At 45.6% G+C, this 23,460-nt stretch carries 16 protein-coding genes and 1 pseudogene; 7 read left to right on the top strand and 10 right to left on the bottom strand.

Going from position 1 to position 23,460, the window contains the following annotated elements; all coding sequences use genetic code 11:
• Positions 1-250, top strand: a pseudogene (locus tag MHO32_RS19345) (carboxypeptidase-like regulatory domain-containing protein); the annotation flags it as partial.
• A gap of 340 nt (positions 251-590) precedes the next feature.
• Here the strand turns inward: MHO32_RS19345 and MHO32_RS19350 are convergent.
• Positions 591-1,310, bottom strand: coding sequence for a beta-ketoacyl-ACP reductase (locus MHO32_RS19350; RefSeq protein ID WP_009697041.1), 720 nt, complete (start codon positions 1,308-1,310; stop codon positions 591-593).
• 430 nt (positions 1,311-1,740) lie between these two features.
• Here MHO32_RS19350 and MHO32_RS19355 point away from each other — a divergent pair, with 430 nt between their 5' ends.
• Complete coding sequence (locus MHO32_RS19355; protein WP_239213492.1) at positions 1,741-3,225, top strand: DUF1800 family protein; 1,485 nt, start codon at positions 1,741-1,743, stop codon at positions 3,223-3,225.
• Positions 3,226-3,230: 5 nt separating this feature from the next.
• A complete protein-coding gene (locus MHO32_RS19360; protein ID WP_239213503.1) occupies positions 3,231-4,577 on the top strand; it encodes a DUF1501 domain-containing protein in 1,347 nt (448 codons plus the stop codon).
• 112 nt (positions 4,578-4,689) lie between these two features.
• Here MHO32_RS19360 and MHO32_RS19365 read toward each other — a convergent pair whose 3' ends face one another.
• From MHO32_RS19365 to MHO32_RS19375, 3 genes are read right to left on the bottom strand one after another with little or no spacing between them, the layout of a single operon-like run.
• Positions 4,690-5,496: a metal ABC transporter permease gene (locus tag MHO32_RS19365; protein WP_005452753.1), complete on the bottom strand. Its 807-nt coding sequence runs from the start codon at positions 5,494-5,496 to the stop codon at positions 4,690-4,692.
• Positions 5,497-5,499: 3 nt separating this feature from the next.
• The gene (locus MHO32_RS19370; protein WP_239213538.1) at positions 5,500-6,426 is read right to left on the bottom strand and encodes a metal ABC transporter solute-binding protein, Zn/Mn family; all 927 of its coding nucleotides are present in this window, start codon (positions 6,424-6,426) and stop codon (positions 5,500-5,502) included.
• A complete protein-coding gene (locus MHO32_RS19375) occupies positions 6,416-7,564 on the bottom strand; it encodes a hypothetical protein (protein ID WP_017189561.1) in 1,149 nt (382 codons plus the stop codon). Before MHO32_RS19375 ends, MHO32_RS19370 begins: the two co-directional genes overlap by 11 nt.
• 303 nt (positions 7,565-7,867) lie before the next feature.
• Between MHO32_RS19375 and MHO32_RS19380 the strand changes: the two genes are divergently transcribed.
• Positions 7,868-8,521 carry a cupin domain-containing protein gene (locus MHO32_RS19380; protein ID WP_050908953.1) on the top strand — a complete coding sequence of 218 codons (654 nt, stop codon included), beginning with the start codon at positions 7,868-7,870 and terminating at the stop codon, positions 8,519-8,521.
• Between the two features lie 81 nt (positions 8,522-8,602).
• Here MHO32_RS19380 and MHO32_RS19385 read toward each other — a convergent pair whose 3' ends face one another.
• Entirely contained in the window at positions 8,603-8,842 is a 240-nt protein-coding gene (locus MHO32_RS19385; RefSeq protein ID WP_005452761.1) for a YdcH family protein, read from the bottom strand.
• A gap of 233 nt (positions 8,843-9,075) precedes the next feature.
• On the opposite strand from MHO32_RS19385, the gene MHO32_RS19390 reads away from it, so the two are divergent.
• Both MHO32_RS19390 and MHO32_RS19395 read left to right on the top strand, forming a co-directional pair.
• The gene (locus tag MHO32_RS19390) at positions 9,076-9,879 is read left to right on the top strand and encodes an SDR family NAD(P)-dependent oxidoreductase (RefSeq protein ID WP_239213513.1); all 804 of its coding nucleotides are present in this window, start codon (positions 9,076-9,078) and stop codon (positions 9,877-9,879) included.
• A 263-nt stretch (positions 9,880-10,142) separates the two neighbouring features.
• A complete protein-coding gene (locus MHO32_RS19395; protein ID WP_009700644.1) occupies positions 10,143-11,015 on the top strand; it encodes a B12-binding domain-containing radical SAM protein in 873 nt (290 codons plus the stop codon).
• A gap of 113 nt (positions 11,016-11,128) precedes the next feature.
• Here the strand turns inward: MHO32_RS19395 and MHO32_RS19400 are convergent, their stop codons facing one another.
• The 3 genes from MHO32_RS19400 to MHO32_RS19410 form a co-directional block, all read right to left on the bottom strand.
• Positions 11,129-12,433 carry a dicarboxylate/amino acid:cation symporter gene (locus MHO32_RS19400; RefSeq protein ID WP_239213515.1) on the bottom strand — a complete coding sequence of 435 codons (1,305 nt, stop codon included), beginning with the start codon at positions 12,431-12,433 and terminating at the stop codon, positions 11,129-11,131.
• An 83-nt stretch (positions 12,434-12,516) separates the two neighbouring features.
• A complete protein-coding gene (locus MHO32_RS19405) occupies positions 12,517-13,767 on the bottom strand; it encodes an NAD(P)/FAD-dependent oxidoreductase (protein ID WP_239213517.1) in 1,251 nt (416 codons plus the stop codon).
• A gap of 231 nt (positions 13,768-13,998) precedes the next feature.
• Positions 13,999-17,622, bottom strand: a complete 3,624-nt coding sequence (locus tag MHO32_RS19410; protein WP_239213519.1) for an Ig-like domain-containing protein — start codon at positions 17,620-17,622, stop codon at positions 13,999-14,001.
• A gap of 611 nt (positions 17,623-18,233) precedes the next feature.
• Between MHO32_RS19410 and azu the strand changes: the two genes are divergently transcribed.
• Complete coding sequence (azu, locus tag MHO32_RS19415; RefSeq protein ID WP_005452777.1) at positions 18,234-18,686, top strand: azurin; 453 nt, start codon at positions 18,234-18,236, stop codon at positions 18,684-18,686.
• A 111-nt stretch (positions 18,687-18,797) separates the two neighbouring features.
• Here the strand turns inward: azu and MHO32_RS19420 are convergent, their stop codons facing one another.
• Positions 18,798-20,864 carry an EAL domain-containing protein gene (locus MHO32_RS19420; RefSeq protein ID WP_199479196.1) on the bottom strand — a complete coding sequence of 689 codons (2,067 nt, stop codon included), beginning with the start codon at positions 20,862-20,864 and terminating at the stop codon, positions 18,798-18,800.
• A 338-nt stretch (positions 20,865-21,202) separates the two neighbouring features.
• Positions 21,203-23,293 (bottom strand): EAL domain-containing protein, encoded by a 2,091-nt coding sequence (locus MHO32_RS19425; protein ID WP_017189567.1) that lies wholly within the window; start codon positions 23,291-23,293, stop codon positions 21,203-21,205.
• Positions 23,294-23,460: the final 167 nt, after the last annotated feature.

Genomic DNA, 23,460 nt, shown 5'->3' on the forward strand with positions numbered 1-23,460 from the left:
TCGAGGGGTTACACATAATGCTTACTTTGTAGAGATGTTATCTGCTCTAAATTGCGATCTATCGAATAGTGAAGAAGTGATTTATGTGTATAACTCAAATTACCCCAGTGGCGTAATTGAATACCCTATAAGTAGTATTTGCAGATGGCCTAAGCGAGCTGAGATTGAAAAAAGGAAAGCCGCAGACATTGAAGAGTTTGGTGAGCTTAAAAATTTGGATAAGTACGGAAATATTAATGGATTAATTTAGGGAATAAAAGTGGTAATACTTCCTCCAAGGTTAACCTCTGATCCAACTAATTTTTTCCATTCTATTATTGAATAAGAAACGAAGAATTGCGCTCTTACTTCACATACAAAAACATTTCTAAACTCAAAATAGGGAAGTTAGAAAAGTCTTGGCTATAACTTCAATAAAATGCTCAATCGTTTATATGGAGGCGCCAATGAGGCTGTTAAGCGTTTTTATGATTAACAGCTTCAACCTGTTTTTATGGAAAACAGGTTCCAATAACTAACTTGACTCTATCCAACAAAAACGCCCTTCACTCAGATGAAGGGCGTTTGTTATTTGAGGTTTAGTTCGTTGGTTAAAGCACTAAACCACCGTCAATCTTGAGCACTTGTCCTGTAATGTAAGCGCTCTTGTCGGAGGTGAGGAAGGACACACCATTAGCGATGTCTTGTACTGACCCCATTCGACCTAATGGGGTTTTGCCTTCCATCATTTCAATGACTTTTTCTGGTAGGTTTTTGGTCATGTCGGTGGCGATAAAACCTGGCGCGACACAATTGACGCGGATCTGTGCCCCCTTTCTCGATAGCTCTTTCGCCCAGCCTTTGCTCATTGAAATAACGCCGCCTTTACTTGCGCCATAGTTGCTCTGACCGATATTGCCATCTGTTCCCACGATAGAAGAAATGCTTACAATACTGCCCTCCCCCTGCTCTAGCATGACAGGGGCAACACGTTGAGTTAGTAAGAATACGGCTTTTAAGTTCACGTCGATAACGCTGTCCCAATCTTGCTCTAGCATGTCTGGCAGCAATGCATCACGAGTAATGCCGGCGTTATTAACCAACGCATCAATTCTGCCATGCTGTTTTACGATACTATCTACCACTTCGCTAACGGTTGCGGCATCGCACAAATTGACTTGATAACTGCTTAACTGCGCTGACTGGCTCCATTCCACAGGCGATATATCCAGCCCGACTACGTGGAATCCATCCTCGAGTAATTGCTCACAAATAGCTTGGCCAATACCACGAGCCGCACCAGTGACTACTGCTACTTTTTCCGGTTTCATCTTGGTCTTCCTTAAATGTTGAGATTACAAATTCGCTGTTATCCCTAGCGTTTGTTGTTTTTATGCTTAGTCGCGTTATAGCTGCGCTTCTCGTACGCAGGGTCTTTCATAAACTATAGAAACAGTCTGGGAGTCGGATGTGAACTAATCAAGACATCTTGATGATGGTTTGCCAAATAATGCGTTTCCGTCACTGTTCTATCGATGTTGCTGCGTAACAAATGCGCTTTTTGTTGAATAAGCAGCCCTTCACTTAAAGCTCACCCATTTAATTCTTAGATTATGCAGCAAAGTCACAATAAAGCTGTGGGTATTACATTCTTGTTATCAAAAATCTGGATTACGATTTTAAAGATACAGCGTGCTTTTAAACATGGATGCGAGAAAGACGCCTCACCTGACAAAGATAACAATACCTACGGGAGATAAAATGAATCAGGCTTACATCGATGCAGCAAGAACGCTGCAACAGTGCACATTTGGGCCATCCCAACGTGACATTAATGACCTCGTTCAATCAGGAAGCATTGAAAACTGGGTCGCTCAACAAACACTTATCCCTTCTTCATCTTGGCTTACTCACTTTGAACAAGATGAGTTGAATGTTCCCGACTTAGGACAGGGCTTGTATTACGCCAGCAGTTGGACGCGCATGACGGTGGAAGGCAACGATATTCTGCGTCAACGCATCGGTTATACCCTTTCTCAACTGTTTGTCGTGAGCGTAAAAGACCCAGCATTTAGTGCAGCGTCTAAGCGTCGTTACATGTGTAATTACTTCGATGGGCTGCTCGATAACGCTTTTGCGAACTTCCGTGATGTGATTCGCTTTGTATCGAAATCGCCAATCATGGGCGAATACCTAACCTTTGTAAACAACGTTTCTAATGAGCTCACTGCACCAGATGAAAACTACGCGCGAGAGCTGTTGCAGTTATTCACTCTTGGTCCTGTCAAGCTGCGCAATAACGGTGAAGTCCGTTTGGATGCCGAAGGTAACGAAATGGCATCTTACACCCAAGAAGATATTGAACAACTGGCCCGCGTGTTTACCGGCTGGAAGTTCATTGATATCCGCGGTAATGACAAATACAGCCAACCGATGTTGCCACGCGGCGAGCATGACATGGGCGAAAAACGTATTCTTGGTAAAACCTTCCCCGCCGGTGTGGGTGCAGAGGATGAGCTGGAAGCAGTGATTGAGCATTTGATGAAACAGAACACACTCTACACTTTTGTAACCAAGTTCTTCATCAATAAGCTTGTGACCAGTAACCCGAGAGCGGGCTACATTCGCCGTGTCCGCCGGGCATTTAAACGCTCTGATGGCGACATGCAAACTCTAGTAGTTGCGATTTTAACTGACAAAGACGCCCTGCGTTCTGGTAACTCAGTGGGCAAATTGCGTGACCCGCTATCTGTCTTTACTCATGCGATGCGTGCTCTGCAAGTGAAGCGTCGTGACGGTGTGATGATGTGGCCAAAACAATTCAATTGGTATAGTCGAACGCTGCCTTTATCTGCCCCATCTGTGTTTTATTACTATCAACCTGATGACGCGCCAAATCATCCTGATTTTAATGGTTTGGTGGCACCCGAGTTTAATGTGTATCAATGGCATGACATTTACCAATACGGGATTCAGTTCCGTGAGTTGATTGCTCGCTTCGAACAGGAAAACAAAGATTGGTACATGGATGAAACCTTGTTCATCCGTTACCTTGCGTTTGATAATGAAGGGGTTGTTGATTACCTCAACGAGCATTTGTTCGCTTTTCAAATGAGTGAGCAAGCGCGCCAATGCTATCTCGATTACCTCGCTCAGTGTCCGGGACGCAAACCGGAATGGCGCAAAGAGATTAAGAATCTCGTCATGAACGCACTGCTTTCACCAGAATTCATCACACAGGGGTAAACATCATGAACTTAACTCGACGTCGATTTTTACAAGCAAGTTCCGCTGGTGTGGGTATTTCTGCGCTGAACCTAGCGGCATTTCCTACCTTTGCTGACTCGTTTAGTCAATGCCAAAACGGATATCGCGCTGTTGTCGGCATTGACCTTGCAGGCGGTAATGATGGCTACAACATGCTTATTCCAACGGCAGCCAATGCCAACGCTCAATATCGCGCCCTACGTGGCAATTTGGCTTTGGATGAAACTACGTGTATTTACCTAGATGCCGTGAACGACACGGCAAAACTGGCGCTCAACCCTGCCATGGCGGCGCTCAAACCTTACTGGGACAGCGCGAACCTTGTACCTGTGATTAACCTAGGACCACTGACTCAACGCGTAAACAACGTGATATATGGCGAAAGTACGCGACCAGCGCATCTGTTCAGCCACTCGCATCAATCCACCATGGTTCAGTCTCATGCGACCAAGTCTTTATCGAAAGAAGGCTTTGGTGCAAAGACATCCACCGAGCTAGGTACCATGCTGCGCAATCTAAACGAACTATCGCCAATGTTTGATATTGGCGGTACACAGGTGTGGACAAATTGTATTGAAGCACAATCCAACTCGGTGGGATCTCAACCTCCAAGCGATATTTTTAATGATCAACGTTCACGCGACTTGTTCGATCAACTGCAAAGTACCGGCAGTTACAGCAATATTTTTCAATCGCATTACGCAGGAGTCGCGGTAGATTCCACCAGAATGTATGAGCAGTTTAGTTCGATTCTGAATTCCGAGATCACCGATGCTTTCCCTGAGACACGAATCGGTAAGCAATTGAAAGCGGTGTTCAAGCTGATTCTACATAAAGATCAATTCCAACATCCTGCTCAGTACTTCAGTTGTAAGTTGGGAGGGTTTGATACTCACTCAGCACAAATCAGTCGTCAAACTGGCTTGTTGCAAGAGTTGGCAGAAGCAATGGCAGCGTTCCAATTAGCATTACAAAACAATGGGTTGTTTGATCAAGTAACGACATTTACTCACTCTGAGTTTGGTCGAACTCTGATTCCAAACGGCACCGATGGCACGGATCACGGCTGGGCAAGTCACGCCTTAGTCATGGGCGGTGGTGTAGCAGGAAAAGCAATTGTGGGTGAGTACCCGGATTTATCTGAACATAGTCCGTATTTGCTTTCTCGTGGGCGTGTTATTCCCACCATTTCTTCAGATCAATTGCATGCAAGTTTGATGGCGTGGTTGGGCTTATCGGAAACCGGAATCAATCAATTATTCCCTGCGTTGGATAACACTTTGACAGATTCGATTCAGCCTCAAATTCTCCCTATTTTCAAATCTTGCTAAAATAGAAACAGATAGAGTGGCTAAATTGGTCTATAAACGAAGACTGCTCAGGCGTTACTAATAAGAAAAAGCAGTGCTAAACAAAAGGCTCCGTGAATGCGGAGCCTTTTTATCATTGCGCGATATGCTCTTGACCTTTGCAAGCAGATTGCGATTTGAGCAACCAAGGTTGCAGCAAAAGATTGAACAACATACCTGCGATAAACAAGGTGATGACAATACTCGCCCCGCTTGGTAAATCGTAACGAGCCGAAACAGCAATGCCCGATAGTATTCCGACAATACCAATGCTGATACTCGCAATAAAGAACCGAATCCCTTTCAATGCTGCGGCGCACAAAGCCGGAATCACCAACAACGCAAATTCTAAGTAAATCCCCGTGAGCTTGACCGTAATCGGCATCAAGATAGCAAAGATAAGATAGAAGCCACTGCCCAGCATAAACTCAGGCTTGAACCATACCAACAGCAGCATCGCCGCGGTTATCAAAGCCAAAGGCCAAACGTCCGCCCACGTTGCCCACAACAACTGACCATTAAGGATGCCTTGAATGAAGTCACCGCCATGTGGGTCTTTGCTCACGAGCAAAATCGCCAGCGATGCGGATACTACAAACAGGCTGCCGATCATCGGCTCTAAATGCTGTTGGTATCGCTTCTCCATTACGGCGATCAGACCGCAAAGCAATAACGACATCACCCAAGGACCAACCATCTCACCAAAGAAGGAGCCTGAAAACAGTGCGTATTGGTTCAACCAATAATGGCTGAGCGCAGCTCCCAAAGCGGCAACTTGTGCCACCGCCAAATCAATAAAGATGATCTGTCGATTGAGAACTTGTTGCCCAAGAACCACATTGCCAGCCAGAGCAATTAAGCCGCACAACACCGCTGGCAATAACCATGCATACTCAGCCATGGTTTAGATCTTCACCGGAATGGGTTGCACGAGCACGGCCAATAAATCGTCGATAACTTGATCGTACATTTCATCCAAGCTTTCACCTTTAGAAACCGTCAGTGGCAGTTGAATCACAGGTTTGTTTGTATGCTGCTGTAACCAATTTGCTGGACGCTGGTCTTGGTGAGATGAGTAAACAATCGCATCAAAACTATTGGCATCTAACTTGGTGAGTGATTGCAGGTGAGATGTGGTTGGCGAGATACCCGGTTTTGGTTCTAAGTCAGCAATTTGCTCCATGCCAAGCCAATCGTACAAATAACGATAAGTCGCATGATATCCCACCACTTGCTTCCCTTTTAATGGCGCGGCTTTTTCATTCCATTCATTGAGTTTTTTACGCCAATGCGCACGAAACTTCATGCCATTAAACTGGTACGTTTGCGCATTATCTGGATCGATGGTTTTCAAACGCTCGGTGATCGCATGCGAGAGTGGAATCATATCGTTGGCTGCAAACTGCACGTGCGGATTGCCATGGGCGTGAATGTCCCCCATGCTACGGTCGACGTGGTCATGAGTATCTAACATTCGAACGAAATCCGTTGCGTAAATCATACTCGGTGCGCCGTTTTGTACCGCAGCATTGCTACTGCGTACTTGCAACATGGGTAGCCACCCTACTTCCAACTCGGCGCCGGAACACATTGCCATATCAGCTTGGCGCATCTTAGCAATTAGAGAAGGGCGAGCTTGGACGTAATGCGGATCTTGCTTTGCTGTGGTCGCAGAATAGATGGTAGCTTCTGGTGCGTGGCTTTCGAGCAAGGCTTTCCATTCTGGCTCACAAACGAAGATGTTGAGAGCCAAAGCAGGCGAAGAGATGATGGCAGCCCCCGCCGCCATCATCGCTAAACTGCATTGAGTCAGTGTCAGCTTAGAACGCATGTGCACCGTGCGCTCCAAATGTCATAACGTATTGCAGAGTAAATACGTTATCTGTTTCGCTGTCTTGGTTATCGATACGAGTGTATTGCGCACGGATAGTACCAAAGTGAGAAGAATCCCACGCGATCATCGCATCCATCTCTTTATCATTCAGTGCAGTGAAGTGCATATGGTCGCCGTGAGCATGACCATCGTAGCTTTCTGCTTCACCGTAACGTAGACCTGCTGACCAGCTTGGGTTAAATCGGTAAACACCTGATACGTAGTATGCGCTTAGGTTATCTGGCGACTCCGCATCATCTTTAAACTTGCTGTCTACCACGCCGTCCAACAACATGTATTCCGCTGATAGCGTCAAGTTGCTGTATTTGTAATTACCATCTGGAGCCCATTTCCATACGAAATCTGCACCGTAAAGGTTTGCACCAGTGACTGCTGCACTATGATTATGGTCGTGACCATGCTCCTCTTCGTGACCATGACCGTGGTCGTGATCTTCGAACTCTTTCACTTTCCCGTTTTCGTTACGCAGGTAGCTTAAACCAAACTGCCAGCTAGACGACTCAGAGAAATCATTACCTAGTTTCAGCGTAGAAGTATAAACGCCTACTTTGGAGCCTTCTTCAACAGAAGACATCTTGCTACCACTTAATGCTTCAACGCCAAATTTCACGTACAGATCCGTTGGCAACACAATGTTTGCGCGTACACCATCATCGTAGTAGTGCGAGCCTAGGAATGTGCGGTAAGCAATCGGACGCTCCACAAAGCTGTCGGTGTGCATGTGTTGATTGTTCAGGTAACCAAAATCAGACAGGAATCGACCAGCACGAACATTGAGACCGTATGGAAGTGCCAGTGTCTCGACAAAAGCTTCTTCAAGCATCAATTCTGTTTCATTGCCATGGCTTTCTAATACCGCTGTTAGCGCACCGTGGAATTTGTCATCAATGTTTGCAGACATGTTCAACTCAGTGTGACCAAGACCAAAACCTTCTTCACGCTCTGAGTTATGACGTTGGCCATCTTGATAGTAACCGTCTAGCACTACGCCAATCTGAGGATTCGAAAGCGCATCGGCAAAAACTGGGGAAACAAACAAGCTACCAACCGCTAAAGAGACCAATTTCTTATTCACTACGTTTTTCCTTATTTTGTTATGTTATAACACCATTCAATATTTCGCGGATGTTATAACATAACAAAGAGTAAAAAAAGCGAAGCATGTAACAATTTGTAAAATTAACTTATGTGTAAATTATCAATAATAATCATAAGGTTAACCGGCAAGGTCTCCGTATCACTCGAAAAATCCATACCTAACCTTGTGAAAACTCCTGGTTGGCAAACACGCGAAAGCGACTAGAATCGCTTTATTACCCAGATGACGCCAAGATGCTTGGATATACGTACTGGATATAAACAAATACAGGAAGCAACTATGTTAAACATGGATTTTTCACAACGCTTGGTGATTAAAACCGCAGAACAGGAATGGATCGCTAGCCCTGCTGTTGGCGTGTGGCGTAAACCGTTAGAGCGTGAAGCTAAAGAGTCAGGACATACCACCAGCATAGTGAAGTACGAGCCAAACTCAGCGTTTGCTACCCACCCTCATCCGTATGGGGAAGAAATCCTAGTGCTTGAGGGGGTGTTTTCCGATGAACATGGCGACTACCCTGCCGGAACTTATATACGCAACCCTCCGGGCAGCCAACACGCGCCTTTTAGTCGTGAAGGCTGTGTAATCTTGGTAAAACTCAACCAGTTTGATCCAAGCGATATTGAAACGGTACGAATTCATACTCATCAAGCAGATTGGCTACCGGGTATTGGCGGATTGCAGGTGATGCCATTGCACGATTTCGAACACGAACATGTGGCGCTGGTAAAGTGGCCAAAAGGCGAAAGACTCCAGCCACACCGTCACTTTGGTGGCGAAGAGATCTTTGTATTATCGGGCGAGTTTAGAGACGAATTTGGTGAGTATCCAACTCACACATGGTTGCGCAGTCCGCACATGAGTGAGCACTTTCCTTTTGTGGAACAAGAAACGGTGATCTGGGTGAAGACTGGGCATCTACCCGTTAAATAGCGTGCTTAAGCTAACAATCCATCTTGCAGATACGAAAACGGCTCGAAGATTCGAGCCGCCATTGATGAAGCACTTGAAGGATTATGCGCTCATTATTTTTGAGTAAAGCCAGTCTTTTAGTTCTGCACGGTTGTGTTTTAAAGTGTTCATTTCATGGTCGTCGATTGGGTTTCCTCGCAATTCGAGTTCACGGATTTCTTTGTCGAGCGTGTTGTAGTTTTTAGCGTTTTCAGCAAACGCAGAGTCGTTAGCTGTCAGTTGAGTGATGGTATCCAAATGTTCTGGGAATTCATGAGTTAATGAGTGATTTTCACCTAACATAGAGACCTCTTTGGCTGAGTATATTTTAAGTTAAACAAGCTGCTCAAATCTTAAGCAACGCTTAAAATAACCATAGCATTTCAAAGGGGGTGAATTCGTCGATTCGCCCACAAAAACACCAATAGATTGATTTTCAATTTTTCCTATAAAGTGTTTCCCCAACGCCCTCAATAGTCTAATGCGGAAGATGCCACTATGATTGTTTCATATCGAATTCATAAGGAATCTCAGCTATGCAAAAAATCATCCTGATCACAGGCTCTACAGACGGCATTGGTTTAGAAACAGCGAAAATGTTAGTGGCTGACGGGCATCATGTGATCGTGCACGGTCGTAACCAAGAAAAAGTCCAAAACGTAGAACAGAGCTTGATTGAGATAAACGCAGGTAAAGTCGAAAGTATTGTTGCGGATTTGTCTTCTCCACGCGCCGTGAAACAGATGGTTGCAGAAATAGCAGAGCGCTTTGGCAAGCTGGACGTCATCATCAATAACGCTGGCGTATACGCAACACCAAACGCAAGAACTCAAGATAACCTAGATGTGCGTTTTGCAGTCAACACCATTGCGCCTTACCTACTGACAAAAGAGTTACTTCCGTTGCTTGGCAATACAGGGCGTGTGGTGAACTTGTCTTCTGCTGCGCAAGGTCCTGTTAGCATTGATGCATTAATGGGTGACAAACCGTTGTCAGACGGTGAAGCTTATGCACAAAGCAAACTGGCACTTACCATGTGGTCACGCGTGATGGGATTACAGTTGAAAAACGTCGGTCCTATGGTTGTATCAGTCAACCCAAAGTCTCTACTTGGTAGCAAGATGGTAAAAGACGCTTACGGCATTGCTGGCGGCGATATTCGCTTGGGTGCTGACATTTTAATTCGTGCCGCACTATCGGATGAGTTTGCACAAGCACATGGCGCTTACTTCGATAACGACATTGAAGCTTTTGCGGCACCTCATCGTGACGCCTTAAACGAGCCAAAGTCACAGCAAGTGGTTGATGCCATTGAAACTGTGATTGCGAAGCTTGTCTAACTCAAGCCAAAATAAATATTGCTATTTTTGTTCAAGCACCTAGCTTCGGCTGGGTGTTTTTTATCTGCATTCCAACAAAATCCCTGCCCTTAATTATCAATAAAATCTAAAAACTCATTCGATAAAAGCACCAATTATCAACAATTACCAATATTGTTAATCTTCGGTCATCGGGAATAAGGCGACGTTATATTGCGCTTATCCCCACTGTCTTTAGCGAGCGATGGCACTGAATCATCCCGCCTTTAACTGGAGATCCATTTATGAACTATGAGGGCAAAGTTTACCGACCATGGCCGGAATACCGCAGCATTCTTATCCAAACTACGCTGGGCTGTAGCATCAATACGTGCACGTTCTGTAGCATGTTTGATGATAAGCGCTTTAAAGTGCGTCCCATTGAGGATGTGTTTAAAGATATTGAGGAAGCGCGCCTTATCTACCCACACGTAGAGTCGATCTTTCTAATCGACGGTAACGTTATGGCAGCACGCACGGATTACTTGCTCAAGATCTTCGACAAACTGCGCTCCACGTTCCCTGAGTGCAAAAAGACTTCACTTTACAGTGGCATGAACGATTTCCGCCGTAAAACCATTGCAGAGCTAAAAGAGCTCAAAGATGCTGGACTTGATATGGCGTATTCCGGTCTTGAATCGGGTGATCGAATTGTTCTAGAGCGCATCAAAAAGCGCATGTCACCAGAACAAGCCATTGAAGGCATGGCAATGGCGAAAGAAGCTGGCATCGAAGTATTGCTCTCTTTCATCTTTGGACTTGGTGGGCGTGAGCGTTCAAAAGAGCACATCATCGCCACAACCGATATTTTGAACCAAATGAATCCTGAGCAAATTGCCCCAATGGCACTTGCGATTCAACCGGGAACGGTGATGGAGCAAGAAGTGAAGAATGGTGAGTTCATTATGCCGACACAACTGCAGGTGTTGGAAGAGGAAAAATACCTGCTTGAAAACCTGAACATTGATACTTTTTACTGGGGCGACCATGGCAACAACATCGTTCCTCAAAAAGGCTGGCTGTTGGATTCTCGCGACGATTTTCTAAGAAACATCAATCACGCGATTGCGTCTAACCCAATGGCAAAAGACAACGTCATCCAAACCTTTTCGTGGTAATGATGACGGGTTCAGATAAAACACCAAATCCCTAATAGGAACTAAGGAGTGACGCACAATGTCACTCCTTTTTTCAAGCTCGATATTAAAGAAGAACCGACTTGGCGTTAGGGTTAGCTCACCGAAGCCGCTGTATGTTGGTCAAAAACATCACCAGCTTGTTTCTTTTGCCAACGGTCAATGACAAGCGTCGCAATCAAATCCCCTTCCACATTGACGGCGGTGCGGAACGTATCCAACGGCCTTTCTATCACTAATAAAATGGCTATCGCTTCCAATGGAATGCCCGCAGCTAGTAGTACTAACTGCATACCCGACATGGAGCCCGAAGGCATGCCTGGCGCACCAACGGAAGAGACCATTGCCATGATAAAGATCATCACCAACCCTGTGGTACTCAAATCCACCCCAAACAACTGTGCTAGGAAAATTGCAGCGACACCCTCAAATAACGCGGTGCCGTCCATATTCATTACAGAGCCGAGCGGCAGCACCATACTGCTGACTTCTGGCGCGACATCTAAATTCTCTTCCGCACTTTGTTTTGCCAAAGGCAGCGCCGCCGCACTTGATGACGTTGCGAACGCCATGGCTAATGGGGCTGAAATCGCTTTAAACAGTGCAACTGGAGAAATCCCGGTCATTACCTTAGCAATCGTCGGTAATACCACTAGCCCGTGCACCATCGTGAGCACAAACACCAGTAACGCAAACAACGCAAGTTGCTGAATCAGATTCCCACTTGAGGTCAGCGTAATATCAAACACGATCGCAAAAATAGCAATCGGAGACAGCTTAACGATGCCTCGAATCATGGTGTTAACACTTTTGCTCAGCCCCGAGATCACCGCTAGCAACGGATGACCCGATGGAACAGAAAGCAAAATCGCAACGCCTGCCATAAAGGAGAAAACCACGATCGCCAGCAAGTTACCATTCGCCAGTGCAGCAAATGGATTCACCATCGCCATCTTGACAAGGTTGGTGAGTATGGCGGCACCACCAGCACCTTGCTCGTCAATCAAATGAACATCACTACCCACAGAAACGCTTTGATTAAGTGGCTCCCATGCAGGCAAAGCTAACGACGCACCAAGCCCTAAACTAATGGCAATTAAGGTGGTGAAACTGTAGAAAAGTAGTGTTCGCCCCCCCAGAGCTTTAAGACGAACGGTTGAACCAATATTGGTGATGCCTTCGACAAGAGAAAACAGCACCATCAAACCCACTACCATTTTCAGTAAGCCGAGATAGACCGTTTTGCCCAACATTAAAATTTGGTAGTAATCACCCGACAGTAAAAGCGATTTGTCGACCAGTCCATGGTCCACAAGAAGAAGGATGGCTTGAGCCCCACTCCACGCAAGTAGGGCAGAAATAAGAAGTTGAACGGGCAAAGAGAGTTGCAAATGACGCATAAAAAACACCTAGCGCCACAAATCCTGATGATTTGGGCGCTCGATAAAAATGAAAAAATGGAATCGAAGAGTCACGGCTTGGATTAAGACCAAGAGCCTTTGTAATATGGGTTCAATAAACCTTTTACGCGTTTAAGCACTACCAAAGCCGACACGCGGAACCAACCGAAAATAACGCGCTGATGCAGCCTAAAGATCGTGTCGTACAAGCGGCGAACGTAGCGTCCACGCAATACGACTTTGTCATTCATCAATGCGCCAACCGCGTAGTCATGCCCAAGCGCGACGACCATCCCACCGTCTTTGAACACAAACGGCTTTAACTCTTTGCCTTTTACTAAGCGTTTAAATTGCTTCGCCAAATGTGTGGCAGCTTGATTGGCAGCTTGCGCTCGTGGCGGCACAATGCTTCCATCTTCTTGTGGGCATTCAGCACTATCTCCAATAACAAACACGTTATCATCGAGAGTAGTTTGCAGTGTTGGCTGCACTTTAAGTTGGTTAATGCGGTTACTTTCTAGACCATCGAGATTCGCTATCCAATCCGGACATCGAATCCCTGCTGCCCAAATTTGTAGATCGGCAAGAATGACTTCATTTTCCGTCACGATACGGTCTGCTTCTGCACGTTGAACTTTGGTGTTTAAGCGAACATTAACGCCTTGCTTTTGTAGTTTCTTCAGTACCTTGGCAGACATGCACTCAGCACTTGCAGGTAACACACGATCCGCCGCTTCGATGAGCGTAATGGAAAGTTGAGTACCATTTTGGTAGCGGTTTAATTGCTTGCTGACTTTCGCCCATTCAGCCGCTAACTCAACACCAGTTGCGCCGGCACCCACGATAGAAACACGATGTGAACCACCATTTGCTAGCATTTGCTTCATCTGTTCCCACGCTTTTTCTGCTTGAGAAGCGGAATCTAAGAATAAGCAATGATCGCTCACGCCCGGAATTTTGAAATCGTTACTGATCGCACCAACAGCAATCACGAGGTAATCGTAATCCAGTGTTAACTGCTGCGATAGCCCGGTCTGCTCTGGTGAAAACTCAGTACTCACAGTGATGGTTTTGTTCGCACGGTCTAAGCCTGACATGCACGCTTGAACATATTGGTAACCGTGACAAGCAGCATGAAGACGAAACGCAACCGAATCGAGCTCATTATCAAACGTGCCCGCCGCAATCTCATGCAGCCTTGGTTTCCATAAGTGATGAGAAGATGGCTCAACCAAAGTAACGGTATGGTCAGATTTGCCTGCAAAACTGCTCGCTAAACGCGTGACCATTTCTAGACCCGCAGCACCACCACCGACAACAACAAAGTTCGACATACTCCCCTCCCGGAAACCATCCATCGAAAGATAAAAATCAAAAACGCAGCAAATACGTTTGGAATGGCGGGCATTATATTGGGTTGAAAATAAATGATAATAAGCGGAAAAAGAAAATGACTATTACGAATTAGTAATAATAAAAACTAAGCATCTGAGCCAAATGCTAAAAACAAAAAAGCCACCACTTTTCGGTGATGGCTTTTCTTCATTGATGTTGCTTTGTCTTAATTAGCGAGGATCAAGACCTAGCTTTTGTAGTACCAGTTTGAAGTTCTCGCGGCGCTCTTTCACATTGTGAACATCACCTGTCGAACACGTCAGGTCCGGACAACCACGGTTAACGATGCCTGAAACGTCATCGATAAATTGAGAACCTTGCAGACCACTATCTACATACTTCTTCAGCTCATTGTGGTAGTTCCAATCCGCGTACTGACCGCCTTCATCGTTGTATGCCTGAACTGACGTTACCCAGTAGAACAGACCTGCGATCCACTTGATCTCTTTGTTCTCTTCCGAGCTACAAATCAGACCTGGGTTAGAACAGAAGTCTAGCTCAGCATAAAGTGGGTTCGCCGGTGGCGCTTCTACCGTTACGCCATCAATTGTCTTACCAATGGTTGATGGATCAACGTGCGAACGACCTAGGTAGTGGTTAAGCGTACCAAAGTTCTGACGACCTGTGGTTTGGATTACACCACGACCCCACCAGCCACAGCCTTCAACGCTTTCTTGGCTGCTGCCGTCCCAAATGAACTTACCTGCTTTCTGACCAACGTAAGTCTTACACTCGTCGCGTTCCCAAACTTGCTTAGACGTATCTACGCTTTCTGGAACATCGTTACAGTGACCGTTGTTTGTCCAACGACCTGCTGCACCGTTCACCAATAGACCGCGCTCTTCAAGTACTGCATCAGGTGCTGCAAAGACTGGAGCTGGTGCGCCATACCATTTAGCATGAGTCAACGCACTGACTTCCATCTTGTCATCACGAGGACAAGAGTACGCATGATCTAAACCTGAAACTGGATTTACACCGTAATCTGCGTATTTCTGACCCAGTTGACCACAACTTGCTGTCATTGGGTAATCCGCAGGCGCGCCGTATTTCACTTCAGACCAGTTGTTTTCATCACACGCGTTGTAGCGGATAGTCTCTTGCATACTTTGCGCAAGGAACGCAGCAATCGCGACTTTCGCGTATTTGATGTTGGTTGCATCATCAACTTCATCGTTCATCAACCAGAACTTATTGCCCGCCACACCAATGTTGTGCATTGCGTTCAAGCCATCTAAGAAGTCGTTCCACTTGTAAACCGTTGACGGAACCCACTGAGACTGTGGCGTTTCGTATAGGAAGGCTTCGTTATCCATCACGCTTTCAGCATTTGCTAACTCTTGGTTTAGCGCTTCAATGCGAGTCAACGAACCTTTCTCTAACTCTTCACCTACGTAGTACAGTGGCACTTTCGCCGTTTGGTAAAGCTCAATTTTGCTGGTTAGAGCTTGAGAGTCTTGATCAAACATCAATGCAAATACGTTGCTGTACGCGGCTTTACGGATTTGCTGATCGGTTTGAGTATTGCCCATGAAGTAATTTGCGGTTTGCTCTGTTGGCATGTTCGCTAACATTGCAGGCGCATCAACGTAATCTGTTACCTGTTTTACGTATTCAAGTGCGTGATGCCACTGCTCGCTGGTTAGTGCCGTGGTTGCATTCGATTTAGTAAACACCACAAAGTCAGCTTTGTTCGCAGTATCTGCTTTGTAAAGCTCGAAACTATCAAGTAGATCGGCAGTGAAAACGGACGCTTCATCCCATACAGACTGACGACCAGAGTGGGTATCGTAAGCAAACTCGCCAATGCTTAATGACCAACCAAATGTCGCTTGTGGCGCAAGGGTTGTGAAGATCAAGTTGTAAGCATGTGCCCAGCCTTTCACGTCATCGCTCAGTGCGTTGATCGCATCGATATCAATACGGCTACCCGTAATATCAATGGCATTCGTCAGTGCTTGTTTAACCGCAACGGGACCAAAAGATGCACCTTTGTCTTGCGTAGCGAGATCCAGAACATCCGATCGAATCACGACAGATGCAGTACCCGCGTTGTCTGCTTGTTCGATAGCCGACACAAACGAACGTGTCAGTTGCTCTAGGTCTGTGAGCGCATCACTGCTGCTTGCTGCAATAGTCAGTGTGCTTGGTGCTTGAGTGGATGGGCTCGCCACTACGAATGTGTTTGGCCAACCTGCCACTTCTAGACGCACTGGGTCCATTGGGTTACGCAATGATAGCGCTGGCGCTGTACCCGGCTCAGTACCATCACAGTTTAGATGTAATGACCATGAGCTATCGCTGCCAGGAACAGATTGAGTCCAGTACACCGCTGAGTAGGCAATGTTCTTATGAACCATAATGTCGCCGCCTGTTGCGTGATCACCACGAGTCCAGTCTGGGTACACATTAAAATCAGCACACAGTCCACCTGTTGGCGGAGGCGTCGGTGTTTCTACTTTTTCAACTGTGATGTTTACACGTGCTGTCGCCGTTAGATTCTCAGCATCTGTTGCGATCGCTTCTAGCTTAACTGCACCGACTTCTGACGCCGTCCAGTTACAAGAGAACTGGTTTGTAGTTGATGCGTTGAAATCACAGATTTGCTTGTTGTTTGCTTTCACGATAACGCGAGACAAATCGTCATCAGCATCCGTTGCACGAACAGAAATGGATACCGCTTCACCTTTTTCAAACTTAGAACCGTTCGAAGGCGAAGAGAAGCTCAATTCTGGCTTAACAAAGCTTGGGGCTGCTTCAACTGCAACTGCGATGCTGCGTTGCTCGACCATTTGGTTGTTCTGATCGAGAACCACCACTTTAAGTGTCGCATTACCCACTTCATTTGGCGTCCAAGATTGAGAATACGTCGTTTGACCTGCTGTGATGTTACGTTGACCTAACTTGCGGTCATTCGCCCAAAACTCCAGTTTAGAGATCAATTCACCATCAACACGGGCTTTAATCGTCGTTGCCTGACCCACCATCAATGCTTGACCCTGTGTAGGCGCGACGAATGTTAGCTCATGGACTTCAGGTGCCACTGGTGGCTCAACTGGCTTCTCTTTTACCGAAATGCTTACCGCTTGTTGTTGGGTTAAACCAGAAGTGTCTTCTACTACAGCTTTGATCGTGTGAGTGCCTGCGCCAACAGAAGTCCAAGTTGCTTGGAATGGGGCTTGCGTTACACGAGCAACTTGTTTGTTGTCGACAAAGAAAGTCACAGCTTTAACGCTGGTGTTGGTTGCCGTAACGTTCGCTAGCATGGCAACCGCTTGACCTTCTTCAAACTCAGCACCGTTCACTGGCGAAGCTAATTGAAGAGAAATTTCTGGTTCACCTACTTCACCTTCGTCATCAGCGATCAGACGAATGGTATTTTGAAGAAGAGTCAGATCCAATACACCACTCACACCCAGAGTTAGCTCAATACGCTCACCTGCCGGAAGTTGTGATTTCACCCAGCTACCGCTATCAAAAGCCAACGCGAGCGTGTTATTGAAGACGTTGCCTTGTGCGTCGCTGGTGAACTTCATGCCCGGGTAGCTGATGCCAGTCGCAGACCAAGAGGGTGTCGACATTGATAGGTTTGAATCAAACGTCACTTTCGCATCACGAAGTTCAACTGGCTTTGAACCGTCGTTCGTTAGGATCACTTTGTAAGTGTTCCACCACTGGCTTTCTGAGCCGACGATAGTTGCGTCTGTGATCACTCCTGCGTGTGCAGCAGGCAACCCCATACCGATCGCCAGTGCTAAAACACTTGGCATGATCGCTAGCGTATTCTTTCTCATAATTAAGGACTTATACAAACAACAATAAAAAGGAAAGGCATTATAGAGGGGGACTTTTTTCGCGTCGCAGCGGACAGGTGTAACTAAATGTAACTCAACTTACAGGTGTAAAAGTGCCAAAAATAAAGCGTCTTTTCGCGTCAATTTGACGACATTTCGTACGCAATCGGTAAGCAAACAAAAAACTGGGACTCTAGTTCAAAATTCAGAAAGTGTGCACTGGATAAAACAAATCTATTTTCTGGTGACAATCGAGATAAGAATTTGTCTTTACTTTGCTTTTATGCATCTGAAAATCAATAAGTTACAGAATAAAAACACTTGAAACACTTAGTTACATGTTAGCAAAAAAAACGCCAAAATCAGGGCGTTATGAAGACACAAATAGGCATCTGAGGTGGTTATAAAGATCGTCTTCACACTTCTTAAATGAAGCGTTCAAAATAAGGCATATGAATGATCATCCAGTGAAAACGATAAGTATAACTTTGCAACAAAACGTCAATATCCGGATTGAAGCACGGTTTCAATTGGAATATTCGATGATAATGAGATGCATTGGATCGGTTTGAATCCAAGTCAGCCCAAAAATAAAATATGGAGAGTGTTATATGTCTTTACGTTTAGTAGCAGCAACCTTTGCACTAGTTGGATTAAGCTTTGGCGCGCAAGCAAGCGCAGAGTGTGAAGTGTCCATCGATGCTAACGATATGATGCAGTTTTCGACCAAAACACTGAGCGTGCCAGCGACGTGTAAAGAAGTGAAACTGACGCTGAACCACACTGGTAAAATGCCTGCGCAATCAATGGGTCATAACGTGGTGATTACTGATACGGCAAACCTTCAAGCAGTGGGTACAGAAGGCATGTCTGCTGGTCTAGAAAACAACTACGTGAAACCAAACGATGACCGTGTTTATGCCTTCACTAAAGTGGTTGGCGGTGGTGAAAGCACTTCTATCACGTTCAGCACTGAGAAGATGACTCCGGGAGGCGATTACTCGTTCTTCTGTTCTTTCCCAGGTCACTGGGCAATCATGCAGGGTAAATTCGAGTTCAAATAATCACGCCTTCATCTAAGTATTCTAGTTTGAGATTCTTAGAGCGACATAAATTGAACCTAAAAGAAAAGGGAAGCTGAGCGCTTCCCTTTTTTGTATCTGCTCACCTCGGCCTTAAAATGCAAAGTGATCGTAATCCAGACTCTCTTCTCGCTGACTGTATTCAAGCTTTACAACATCGTCGAAGGGCATTGGTTGATAGAAATAGAAGCCTTGGATCAGATCGATACCGAGCTCTGCCATAAACTCCAGTTCGCTTTCTGTCTCTATGCCTTCTGCCACCGTAACAGCACCAGTAATTTTTACGAGTTTCGCCGTTAACCTAAACAGCTCACGACCATTTTTGTTGTTGAGATTAAGCACCAACGAACGATCTATTTTCACTTTATCAAAATCGTATTTCGACAAGTAACCAATTGACGAATAACCTGAACCAAAATCGTCCAAGGCAATCCTCACCCCCGCTTCTCGCAGTGTGCTCAACACACGGTGTGTACGATGCTCATCTTGAATCAACATGTCTTCAGTAATTTCAAACTCAACTTGCGAGCAAGACAACGCGCTTTCGTTAATCATCGTCAATACTTTTTCGGTGAAGTCTGGCACCAAGCAAGTTTCTGGAGATAAGTTAATCGAGACCTTAAAATTTGGTCGATTCGCCAAAGGCGCCACTTCACGCAGTGTGGTCTCAACCACCCATAAATCCAACTCACTCATTAAGCCGACTTTGGCAAAGTCCTCAAGAAACGTTGGAGGCGTGATCTCGCCCGTTTCTGAGCGGTGACGAATCAGTACTTCAAGCGACCGAATCTCCCCTGTGCGAGCATTAACCTGCGGTTGGTAGAACAACACGAACTCGCCATGCTTTTTCAGATCACTGATGCGCTTTTGTGCCGCGAACTTATTGGTAATTTCAGGGAAAAATGCCCCAGCGACTTTGCCATTGTCTAATCCCTCGTAATTGAAAAAATCATCAGAGACTGACTTTGCAAACAACGTATTCGCATTCCCAATCTTGTCCATTTGCTTGAAGAACGGATAGTAAATCAGCACACCGACTAAGATGATGATCAGTTGTAATACCACGCCAGTCCATGTGTAACCAGTCCCGATGTAACCGCTGGCGAGCGGCGGAGTCATCCAGCTAACGATCTCGGTAATCGGTGCCACCAACCCCATTGCTGTTGCAATATACGCGATGACTAACCCCACAACCGGTGCGATTAAAAATGGCACAATCATGACTGGATTGAACATGATGGGTAAGCCATAAATAATGGGCTCGTTAATATTAAACAAGCTCAACACCAGTGCTGTTGCCGCCAAGGCTTTATAACTGCGATTTTTAGTCAGAAACAGCATACACAGCACCAACGAAATGGTGTTCCCTGCACCACCCATTCCTGCATAAAAATCAAAGAAGTTTGTGGTTAAAATTGGCAGTGGTGTGTCCAGCGCTTCGTGGTTTTCTATCGCGACACGAGTTACCTCATAAAGCTCTGACTTGTAAGGGGCAAAAATGATGTGACCATTGATGCCAATCGACCAAAATAGGTTACGCACAAACTCATAAATGATCCCATCAAGCAACGAGTTTGGGTCTAGTTTCGGCAGTAACAGATCTGCAATATCAGCGGCACAGAATGCCTGTCCAAGTGCATAGCCCAACACAGTGTAACCAACCACCAAGACTACGGTCGCCATGATGAGGTTGTATGATTGATCCACCACATTTGGTAAATCAGAACGCATAAACCATCTGCGGTTTTGCATGAAGCGTACAGACCAAGCGACGACTGTCGGAACCAGAATCGCTAATGGGTAGTTACTCGGAACAACAGTACCATCTTGCAATAAGCCCCATTCGTTACAGACGATAAAGTAAATCATCAACGAAGGCGTTATCACGTTTACTCGCGAGACTTTTAGCAAAGAGGAAAGGAACTGCGAGAAGTACACTAGAAGCAAAATGGGAAATAGCTTCCAAATAATGGCGCTTGCTGCCCCAACAGTCATACCAAGTTGTTCATAGCCTGCGATCATCAGTAGATTGCTTAACAATGTACTGAATGCAGAAATCAATGAAACAGGCAGCAACATCACTAAGACGTTACACAAACCATTAATGTATAAGTTGGAAGAAATTACAGTAAAAAGCCGATTAATGTATCGATTGTTCATTTGGCTCAGTTAATCCATCAAAGTACGACTCAAAGAGCCGCTCAAGAAATTCGCCGCAATTAAATCCATTTAATTTGTTTCGCAATGAGGGAGAGTTTCGACAAACACGTCGAGGACGGTATCATTCGAGTAACAAAGCGTTGATCGTTCAACGTTGCGAATAGTCACTCAACAAGGGTAGCCACAGCCAACTTGTTGTAATCGACCAAACAGAAAGAGCACCTTTTAAGCCCCTCGGTACTCTTTCGTTTGATAGAAACGCGTTGCTTCTAAGGTCAACGTCGTTCGTTAATTCGCCTGCTATTTAAGCAAGGAGGCGCACATTAGCGCCAGCAAGTCTATATTTCCACTCGACTTTGTAATTGTGACGATAGAAATGGTTTTTCTTGCTGTTCACCAAGAATGTCTAATAAAGGCGATGGACGAGCAAAGAAATAACCTTGCACTTTGTCCACGCCGCAGCGTTTAACAAAGTCATATTCCGCTTGCGTCTCCACCCCTTCTGCCACGACTTCACAATGGGTGATGTGACCTAGTTTCGCAACCAACTTGTAGAGATCTTTGCCCTTTTGATTGTTTGCATCCAACAAAAGTGAACGGTCTAGTTTGATCTTGTCGAATGGGTATTTCAGCAGGTGTGGAAACGACGCATAGCCTGTACCAAAATCATCCATTGCAATACGAATACCCTGTGCCTGAAGCGCTTCCATTGTTTTGATCAAAAAAACCTTATTGCTGAGAATCGCTTCTTCTGTGATTTCAATTTCCAACCACTCAGGAGAAATACCGTAATGGGCTAAACGCGAAAGCAAATGCGGCACAAACTCTTCTTGTTCTATCGTCGCCACCGCGATGTTGATGGCAATACGACGATCTTTCGATAAGTGCATTTTCTGCATGTCTGCCAAGACTTTCTCTATCACCAACTTATCCAGCAATGGCATCGAGTTGAGCATCTGAAAATCACTCACAAACGTCGGCGGGCATAACGTGCCATCTTTATCGATGTAACGAAGTAGCGCTTCATAAGAAAACTCACTGACGTTTTTGGTCGACTGGAGCTTTTGATAGAACATCACTAACTCACCTTCACGCAAAATCGTGGTTAAGCGTTTCTGCGCCGTCGACTTACTGATACTGGAGTTGTTCGACGCCTTTACGTTACTTAGCAGTGATTTAAATATCGAGCTTTCGATACCGGTATAAGCCGTATTCGCACGAAACTGTGCTGAGTATTTTCCTGCGTACGCCAAATAGAACGGTCGATAGATGAAGATGCCCAATACAATGATGAAGGCTTGAAGAATCGAACCTTCTATTTGATTCCCCATCGCCATATAGCCACTGAACAAGGGTGGTGTCATCCAGTTCACAATATTCTCTACCGGCGGTACCAACCCCGATGAAATGCACAAAAAGGTGATGACAAAGCTCACTAACGGCACGAGCACAAAAGGAATGATCAAAATCGGGTTGAAGATGATTGGCAAACCAAACAACAAAACCTCGTTGATGTTAAAGATCACCAGAGGCATCGCTGCCAGAGCAAGCATCAAATGATTGCGCTCTTTAGCAAACATCAGCACACAGAAAAGCAAACTGATCGAGTTGCCAGATCCGCCCATCGACATAAATGCGTCGTAAAAGCCTTGGCTAATCACATTCAGTGACGCCTCTCCGGCCTGCCACGCCATTACATTGGCTTCGGTTGCGGCAAAGATCTGCTGCTTAATCGCAAACAACAGGTTGTGCCCATTGATGCCAATCGAGCCAAGTAAACCCAGCACAGTTTGATAGATCAAACCACCTTTGAATGTCAGCGGGTCTACGCCGAGCTCACGAACCATGCCACCTGACAACGCCATAAAGATCGCCGTGAAATGGGACATCACCAACGCGATGAGCACAAATAAGAAAAAGTGCACCACGTGTTTAAGCAGCCGTGATGAAAAGTCGAGGGCTTGGGGTTCTAACAGACGTATCTTGAAAATGCTGCAGTAAACGTACGTCATTGTCGCGCTCAATAACGCCAACAATGGGTTGTTCGGTAACATGTAAGTCTGTGAAAGACTGCCATTCTCTATTGAGATCAAGTAGAACATGATCAACGAATAGATGATGAACACGGCGCTCGAAACGTTGGTTTTATGGGAAAGGTAGTAACCCGCCACCACGCAGAATGCACTTGGATATAAGTTGATCAGGATATCTGATACATGAAACAGCAGTTGGGAAAAATCCGCTAAGCCAGTAAAACGGAATACGTGTCCAAAAAAAACTGCCAACGCATTAGACAGAATCAAAGGTAACAGCAGCAATGCGATTGACGCCAAATCCGTTAAATAGGATTTCGACGCTGACTGCCACTGCCCCATCAATGCGAATAGACGTTGAGAAGGCGAAAATTTGATTTTAAAGCCAGTTTGCATGAAGCATCTTAATAGTAATGTTATGAAGAGATTCAGCGGTTTAATAAACAGCCATGCGTGCAACCTTTACCGTTAAGTCGTCGAGCCCGTGGGGAGCCAACCATTACGGTACGGACTATCTGAGTAGTCTTAATTGATGTTTTTATTGTGTATTTTTAGCAACAAGC

It is taken from the genome of Vibrio sp. MMH1-50, from assembly GCF_022347645.1.
Lineage (GTDB): Bacteria > Pseudomonadota > Gammaproteobacteria > Enterobacterales > Vibrionaceae > Vibrio > Vibrio harveyi.

What these genes read in the sequence shown, in the direction of transcription:
- MHO32_RS19350 (WP_009697041.1), bottom strand. Translation starts at nt 1,310, where the DNA reads ATGAAACCGGAAAAAGTAGCAGTAGTCACTGGTGCGGCTCGTGGTATT.
- MHO32_RS19355 (WP_239213492.1), top strand. Translation starts at nt 1,741, where the DNA reads ATGAATCAGGCTTACATCGATGCAGCAAGAACGCTGCAACAGTGCACA.
- MHO32_RS19360 (WP_239213503.1), top strand. Translation starts at nt 3,231, where the DNA reads ATGAACTTAACTCGACGTCGATTTTTACAAGCAAGTTCCGCTGGTGTG.
- MHO32_RS19365 (WP_005452753.1), bottom strand. Translation starts at nt 5,496, where the DNA reads ATGGCTGAGTATGCATGGTTATTGCCAGCGGTGTTGTGCGGCTTAATT.
- MHO32_RS19370 (WP_239213538.1), bottom strand. Translation starts at nt 6,426, where the DNA reads ATGCGTTCTAAGCTGACACTGACTCAATGCAGTTTAGCGATGATGGCG.
- MHO32_RS19380 (WP_050908953.1), top strand. Translation starts at nt 7,868, where the DNA reads ATGTTAAACATGGATTTTTCACAACGCTTGGTGATTAAAACCGCAGAA.
- MHO32_RS19385 (WP_005452761.1), bottom strand. Translation starts at nt 8,842, where the DNA reads ATGTTAGGTGAAAATCACTCATTAACTCATGAATTCCCAGAACATTTG.
- MHO32_RS19390 (WP_239213513.1), top strand. Translation starts at nt 9,076, where the DNA reads ATGCAAAAAATCATCCTGATCACAGGCTCTACAGACGGCATTGGTTTA.
- MHO32_RS19395 (WP_009700644.1), top strand. Translation starts at nt 10,143, where the DNA reads ATGAACTATGAGGGCAAAGTTTACCGACCATGGCCGGAATACCGCAGC.
- MHO32_RS19400 (WP_239213515.1), bottom strand. Translation starts at nt 12,433, where the DNA reads ATGCGTCATTTGCAACTCTCTTTGCCCGTTCAACTTCTTATTTCTGCC.
- MHO32_RS19405 (WP_239213517.1), bottom strand. Translation starts at nt 13,767, where the DNA reads ATGTCGAACTTTGTTGTTGTCGGTGGTGGTGCTGCGGGTCTAGAAATG.
- MHO32_RS19410 (WP_239213519.1), bottom strand. Translation starts at nt 17,622, where the DNA reads ATGAGAAAGAATACGCTAGCGATCATGCCAAGTGTTTTAGCACTGGCG.
- azu (WP_005452777.1), top strand. Translation starts at nt 18,234, where the DNA reads ATGTCTTTACGTTTAGTAGCAGCAACCTTTGCACTAGTTGGATTAAGC.
- MHO32_RS19420 (WP_199479196.1), bottom strand. Translation starts at nt 20,864, where the DNA reads ATGAACAATCGATACATTAATCGGCTTTTTACTGTAATTTCTTCCAAC.
- MHO32_RS19425 (WP_017189567.1), bottom strand. Translation starts at nt 23,293, where the DNA reads ATGCAAACTGGCTTTAAAATCAAATTTTCGCCTTCTCAACGTCTATTC.